The sequence below is a fragment of the Clostridium sp. genome (assembly GCF_040797585.1).
In the GTDB taxonomy this organism is placed as follows: Bacteria; Bacillota; Clostridia; order Clostridiales; family Clostridiaceae; genus Clostridium_Z.
Genome location: NZ_JBFNEO010000008.1, coordinates 19,893 through 27,544 on the forward strand (window position 1 = coordinate 19,893; position 7,652 = coordinate 27,544).

Here is a 7,652-nt window from a genome sequence, read left to right on the forward strand (position 1 = left end):
TTCCTCCTTAAAATATTATTAATACTTCATAATAAATATAGGAATACTAGAATGAATTTCTCTAAATTATAAAGAAAATCTGTTCCAATTATTATCTTCAATTCTTTTTATACTTTTTATTCTAAGATCTGAAGCATTACTACCTGTTTCAGCACATAAAGCTCCCATTATGGCAGCAACTAACTCATAGTCATCTCTAAGATCTATGCTCTCTTTAATAGTCTCTACAACTTCTGGTTTCTTAACTTCTATTTTCTCTTCTTTAACATTACTCTTTTCTTCTGGAACAATAGCAGCTAAAATCTTATTTTGAAGTTTTATAACATACATTAGAACTATTAGTACCATAAAAACTATTAGCATAGATACTAGAGTAACTATACCTGAAAAGCTTAATTTTTCAATGAAACTCATAGCTTCTCCTCCTTTTATATAAGTATAGTTCCATGGCTTTTAGGGTGTTTGATTACCTTTTTTGTTTGTAACATGTCTAAAGCCATAAATAATCTTGCTCTTGTTTCTCTTGGAATTATAATATCATCAATAAATCCAAGCTCCGCTGCCTTATAAGGACTTGTTATATCCTCCTCTAAGGATTCTAAAAGTTCTCTTTCCTTATCTTTTGGATTATTAGAAGAAGTTATCTCCTCCCTATTAAGAGCCATTATAATCTTTTCTGGCGTAGTAACTGCTATTTTAGCATTTGGCCAAGCATAAACCATATCAAAGGCACCCTCTTTATTACTTAGGGTTACATATGCAGAACCATATGCCTTACCTACAATTACAGCAACCTTAGGTGTGGTAGCCTCTGCTAAAGAATAAGTTAGCTTAGCTATAGCAATAACTAATCCATTCTCTTCTTCTTTTAATGTAGATGAGAATCCTTCTGAATCCACAATGGTTACTAAAGGTATATGGTAAGAGTCACATATTTTAATGAATCTAGTTACTCGGTCTAAGGATTTTATATTTAAATGCTCTTCCTTTTCTGGAGCTACCACTATAATTCCTACACTTAGCCCATTTATTTTTCCAAGAGTGGTTAAAACAATATTATCTTCATCCCTAAAAAGTTCTATGTGAGAATTATCATCGAGTAACTCTGCACATAAATGCCTCTTATTTATCTTATTAGATTTACACATTTCATCTAAGGATTCTTGTATAAACCCTTTATTATCTTCATTATTTATAAGAGGCCTTTCCATATTATTAGAAGGCATAATCTGAAGTATTTTTCTAGCCATAGCTAACACTTCTTTATCATTATCACAAGCTATAGTAGCTCCTCCAGTACTTAAAGCCTTTTCTCCTTCACCATATTGTGAAATCCCAACAAATTTTTCTTCCTTATTACTTATATCTAATGCTGTATTTACATATAAACTTCCAGTTTCTTTTGATATTATAGTAAAATCGCTCATAGAAGCTGTTACTGCTGCAGTTCCAGCACAGTGTCCTAATATTAAAGATATTTGTGGTATCACACCTGAAAGCTTAGCTGTCAAATTAGTAATCTTTGAATAAGCTAAAAGCGTATTTAATCCATCTTTTATATCCCCACCTGCTGAATCTAATATTTTAACTAAAGGTGCTCCCATCTTTAATGCCATTTCCATTATATTAGCTATTTTTTCCCCTGATGCCTTGTTCATTAAGCCACCATTCTTTGTGTAATCCTCACTATAAACATATACTAATTTGCCATTTGAAGTTCCATATCCTGTTATAACTGTAGAGTCCTTTAAAAATGTGCCTATTTCTATAAATGAACCTTCATCTAACAATAAATCAATTCTTTCTCTTGCAGTTAACTTACTTTGATTATGCTGTCCTTTTAGCTTATCTTGTCCCCCACCTTGGTAGATGTTATTCTTCTTTTCAATTAATTCTTCAATCTTATCCATAATAACCCTCCTCAATTGGCTGTTTAAACTTTTAAAAGAAAACCATTACATATATTTTAAAACAATTATGCCAAATATAATATTTTTTATAATTTCTATATTATAATATCATATTTTTAACCATATGTACATAATTATTGCAAGTTTTAATTCAATTTTCTGTATATTTCATAATAAAACTTCAGTTTTTTATTGATTTCTGCAATTTTTCATTGCCATATCCTTCTTTATTTCCCTATCCCCTCATGTATATGATAGATTTTGTATACATTAAAGACATATTTGATGGATTATCCTTCAAATCTTCATATTCTTATATATTTTCTCTTAATAGAACACAATGTATACATTTTATTTTATATTAACCTATTATAAGCTCTATTTATATTTTACTTTAAAAACACACCTCTACTTTTAAATAATCTAAATACAAAATGACTTATGTTAAAAACTAGGTTTTCAACATAAGTCATTTATAATATTTTCATCCTAAAAGTTAGTTTTTTACTTATTTTTTATTTTAAAATAAACCTACAATGTCTCCATTTTCTAATATATCCATCTTTTCCGCTGCTGGAACCTTTGGAAGTCCTGGCATAATCATTATATCTCCTGTTAAAGCAACGATAAATCCAGCACCATTAGATACTCTTACTTCTTTAACTGTTATCTCAAATCCTTCTGGTCTACCTAAAAGACTCGGATTATCTGACAGAGAATATTGAGTTTTTGCCATGCATATAGGCATTTTATCTAAGTTAAATTTCTCTAATTCCTTAATCTGCTTGGAAGCTGGTGCTGTAAATACTACCCCTTTAGCTCCATATATAGTTTTTGCTATTTTTTCTATCTTTTCTTTTATAGTTAAATTAGCATCATATAAAGTTTCAAATTTGCTTTCTTTATTTGCTACGGTATCTATAACCGCTTTTGCTAAGCTTACTCCACCTTCTCCACCTTTTTCCCATACTTCAGCTAATGATACCTTAACACCTTTAAGATTACAGAATTCCTCTATAGCTTTAAGCTCATCTTCACTATCATGTATAAATTTATTTATAGCTACAACTACCGGAACACCAAAACTTTGTATATTCTCTATTTGCTTCTCAAGATTCTGCATTCCCTTCTTTAATCCATCTACATTAGGAATATTTAAATCTTCCTTCTTAACTCCTCCGTGATGTTTTAAAGCTCTTACAGTAGCTACTATAACTACACACTTAGGTGAAAGTTCTCCATATCTACATTTTATATCGAAGAATTTTTCAGCTCCAAGATCAGCTCCAAACCCTGATTCTGTAACCACATAGTCTCCAAGTTTTAAAGCCATCTTTGTTGCTATTAAGCTATTGCATCCATGAGCAATATTTGCGAAAGGCCCTCCATGTATTATCGCTGGAGTATTCTCTAAAGTTTGAACAAGGTTAGGCTTTATAGCATCTTTCATAAGCATAGCCATAGCTCCATTTACCTTTAAGTCCTTACAATATACTGGCTCTCCATCTAAATTATATGCTACTAATATATCACCCATTCTCTCTTTAAGGTCCATGAGGCTCTTTGACAGGCATAATATAGCCATTACCTCAGAAGCAACAGTTATCATGAATCCATCTTCTCTTAAGAATCCATTAGGCTTTCCACCCATTCCAACAACTATGCTCCTTAGTGCTCTATCATTCATGTCTAGAACTCTCTTAAAAATTATTCTTCTTGAATCAATTCTAAGACTATTTCCTTGATGTATATGATTATCTATTGCAGCACATAGTAAGTTATTTGCTGCTGTTATAGCATGCATATCTCCTGTAAAATGAAGATTTATATCCTCCATTGGTACAACCTGGGCATATCCTCCCCCTGCTGCTCCTCCCTTAACTCCAAACACTGGCCCTAAAGATGGTTCTCTTAAAGCTATTATAGCCTTCTTATCTAATTTACATAAAGCTTGACCAAGTCCTACTGTAACTGTTGACTTTCCCTCTCCTGCCGGAGTTGGGTTTATAGCAGTAACGAGTATTAAATTCCCATCCTCTTTTTCCTTTAATTCATCTAATATGTTCAAAGATAATTTGCATTTATGTTTACCATAAAGCTCTACGTTATCCTCATTTATTCCTAATTCTTTTGTAATATCTAAGATTGGTTTAACCTGCGCACTTTGTGCTATTTCTATATCTGTTTTCATAATACTCTTCGGCTACCATGACTCTTATTTTGGAAGCCTTCCTCCTTTCAATTCATTTATTAGTTTGAAAGTAGTCTTTACTTAATATTGTCTATATCTATAGATAGATTATATCATTGGTATAATTTCTAATAAAGTATAAAATACTCCATTATTTAAATTTATAGAATATTATTAAATATTATAATATTACATCAAGCCTTGTACCATGGAAGTTTTCAGCTTTCAATAGGTAATATCTATTACCATTATCAGAATTTTCTATATATTTTAACATAGTATAAGATTTAATATAAAACTTATATACCTTTATATTAGACTATTCTATTCATAGATCTCAAATGCTATTCATAATATAAAATAAGTTTTGAGCTAAAAATCTATATGTATAATATAGATTTCAAATCTCTCTACCTCTAACTTTAATTCTAAGTGCTATGTGTCATAGATAAACTATCTCAAAACTCAATCCTTGAATAGGATTTAAATAATAGCAGTTGATGATCTAGTTTCAATTATTATGTGGTTTATTTATATAATATAAAAAATAGGCCCTAGCTAAGCTATGACCTATTTTTTATAAACTCTATGAATTAGTGTATATTTCTTCAAACTCTACACCATCAACTTTTTCCTTTTCAACAAGAGCTGCTGCTACAGCATGCAATTTACTCATGTTTTCTGTTAATATCTTCTCTGCTCTTACATAAGCATTATCAACTAAAGTTTTGATTTCTCTATCAATCTTAGAACCTACTTCTTCACTGAAGTTTCTTCCACGTCCAAGATCTCTTCCAAGGAATACTTCATCCTGATCAGCTCCATAAGATATTGGACCTAATTCATCACTCATTCCATATTCCATAATCATCTTCCTAGATATTGAGCTTACCCTATCAATATCATTCTTAGCTCCAGTGCTTATGTCTCCTAGAATTAACTTCTCAGCAACTCTACCACCAAGTAAAATTACCATCTCATCAAGAAGCCAAGACTTTGAAGTATAAGATCTGTCTTCCTTAGGTAAGCTTAAAGTATACCCTCCAGCCATACCTCTTGGTATTATACTAATTTCATGAACTGGATCTGCATTTGGTAGAGCTCTAGTTACAATAGCATGCCCTGCTTCATGATAAGCAGTTAATTTTCTTTCATGTTCATTTTGAACTCTACTCTTCTTTTCTGGTCCAGCTATAACCTTCATTATAGCATTTTCCATCTCATCCATACTTATAACACTTTTCTCTTTTCTAACTGCAAGCAATGCAGCCTCGTTAGATAAGTTCTCAAGATCCGCTCCTGTAAATCCTGGAGTTCTCTTTGCAAGAACATCTAAACTAACATCATCAGATAAAGGTTTATTTCTTGTATGAACCTTTAATATTTCCTCTCTACCCTTAACATCTGGAGCTCCAACAAGTATTTGCCTGTCAAATCTACCTGGTCTAAGTAAAGCTCTATCTAATATGTCAGGTCTATTAGTAGCTGCAATCATGATAATTCCTTCGTTTACTCCGAAACCATCCATCTCAACAAGAAGTTGGTTTAAAGTTTGTTCTCTCTCATCATGACCACCACCAAGTCCCGCTCCTCTTTGTCTACCTACTGCATCAATTTCATCTATAAAAATTAGACATGGGGCATTCTTCTTTGCTTGATCAAATAGGTCTCTAACTCTAGATGCACCTACTCCAACAAACATTTCAACGAAATCTGATCCTGAAAGACTAAAGAATGGTACATTAGCCTCTCCTGCAATCGCCTTAGCAAGTAGTGTTTTACCTGTTCCTGGAGGTCCAACTAAAAGTACTCCTTTAGGAATTCTTGCTCCAAGATCTGTATATTTCTTAGAATTTTTTAAGAAATCTACTATCTCTGAGAGCTCCTGCTTCTCCTCATCTGCTCCTGCTACATCCTTAAATGTAACCTTTCTCTTATCTGGTGTGGCAAGCTTAGCTTTACTTTTTCCAAAGTTCATTACACCTCTGCTTCCCCCACCACCTTGAGATTGCTGCATAAATAAAAACCAGAATGCAAATAGCATTATTATAAGAATAACTGTTGGTATTATATTAATCCACCCTGGAAGTTGTGTTGGTGGCTCATATAACTCTTTTACATTATCATTTGGATTAGCTGCTATAAATTGAAACAATCTCTGTGCTGGGACTATTGTTACATAAGTGTTTCCATTACTTAATGTTCCCTCCACCGTCATGTTATCATCTCTGAGTTTAAAACTATTTATGTTATTTTGAGTCCATTGTTTTTGGAATTCATTAAATGGTATGGCATTACTTGACCTGCTAGTTTCAGCCAAAGTTAATGCTGCAAATATAATCATTGCTAATACAACCATCCAGGCCGTTAGACTTGAAAATTTCTTCATACCTATTTTGCCCCCCTCTCTTTGAAATTACTGTAAAATGACTATAAAAATTTTAACATATGCTTATTGGTATTACAACAAATTAAATGCTAATTATTTATAAACTTCTTCTTTAAGAATAGCTACAAATGGGAAATTCCTGTATCTTTCTGCAAAATCAAGTCCATAACCAACTAAAAAATGATCTGGAACAGTGAAGCCTAAATATCTAGCATTAACTTCTACTTTTGTTCTTTCTGGCTTATGTAATAAAGCAGCTATTTCTACACTCTCTGGTTTTCTACCTTTTAAGTATTCCACTAAATACTTTAAAGTAACCCCAGAATCTATAATATCTTCAACAATTAGAACATTTTTATTTTCTATGTCATAATCTAAGTCTTTTAGGATTCTTACAACTCCTGATGTCTCTGAAGAATATCCATAGCTTGAAACCGCCATAAAATCTAAAGATACAGGAACTTTTATCTCTTTCATTAAGTCTGACATAAACATTACAGATCCTTTTAGTACTCCAACTAAAACCAGTTCTTTACCTTCATAGTCTTTACTTATTTTTTCTCCTAATTCCTTAACCTTAACTTTTATTTGCTCTTCAGTAAGTAATATTTCCTTAAGATCCTTATGCATACACTTATTCCTCACTTTCAAATTTTACCTCTAAAATATATTTTGATTTTTTATTTATTTTAAATTTTTCACTTACCCTATGTCCTACTATCCACCCTATATTATTATCTATAATAAGTAATGGTATTTTGTCTCTATTTTCTCTATTTATCTTTAAATCTATAAATAAATCTTTTAATTTTTTACTTCCTTTCATACCATATGGAGTAAACCTATCTCCATCTTCTCTTGTTCTTATCTTTATGTTAAAATTTAATGAAGAAAGTGAAAAATATTTAATATAATTAGAAGCCTTAAAATCTATTATCTCTTCACCTACAAGTCTCAAGCTTATTTTATAATTTAAGAAATTTTCCTTAATTAATGTTCCCTTTAATAGTTCTTCTTTATCGGACTCATATATCTCTCTATAAATGAATCTATTATTAATGGTTTCATTATTTTCTTTAAATCCTATAACTATATCTCCATATATATTATTAGCTACTAAATTTAAAGGTAAACTTATACTCTTTCCTGTTCCTTGCCTACT

At 31.4% G+C, this 7,652-nt stretch carries 6 protein-coding genes; all 6 read right to left on the bottom strand.

Annotation, left to right across the window (positions count from 1 at the left end; all coding sequences use genetic code 11):
- Window positions 1-66 precede the first annotated feature (66 nt).
- Complete coding sequence (locus tag AB2369_RS01130) at window positions 67-414, bottom strand: OadG family protein (protein ID WP_367664628.1); 348 nt, start codon at window positions 412-414, stop codon at window positions 67-69.
- A 14-nt stretch (window positions 415-428) separates the two neighbouring features.
- Window positions 429-1,910, bottom strand: coding sequence for an acyl-CoA carboxylase subunit beta (locus tag AB2369_RS01135; protein WP_367664629.1), 1,482 nt, complete (start codon window positions 1,908-1,910; stop codon window positions 429-431).
- Between the two features lie 520 nt (window positions 1,911-2,430).
- Window positions 2,431-4,101 (bottom strand): formate--tetrahydrofolate ligase, encoded by a 1,671-nt coding sequence (locus AB2369_RS01140; RefSeq protein WP_367664630.1) that lies wholly within the window; start codon window positions 4,099-4,101, stop codon window positions 2,431-2,433.
- A 586-nt stretch (window positions 4,102-4,687) separates the two neighbouring features.
- Entirely contained in the window at window positions 4,688-6,490 is a 1,803-nt protein-coding gene (gene ftsH, locus AB2369_RS01145) for an ATP-dependent zinc metalloprotease FtsH (protein ID WP_367664631.1), read from the bottom strand.
- Window positions 6,491-6,583: 93 nt separating this feature from the next.
- Entirely contained in the window at window positions 6,584-7,120 is a 537-nt protein-coding gene (gene hpt, locus AB2369_RS01150) for a hypoxanthine phosphoribosyltransferase (RefSeq protein ID WP_367664632.1), read from the bottom strand.
- 4 nt (window positions 7,121-7,124) lie between these two features.
- Window positions 7,125-7,652: tRNA lysidine(34) synthetase TilS (gene tilS / locus AB2369_RS01155; RefSeq protein WP_367664633.1), on the bottom strand; the 528-nt coding region annotated here is incomplete at its 5' end.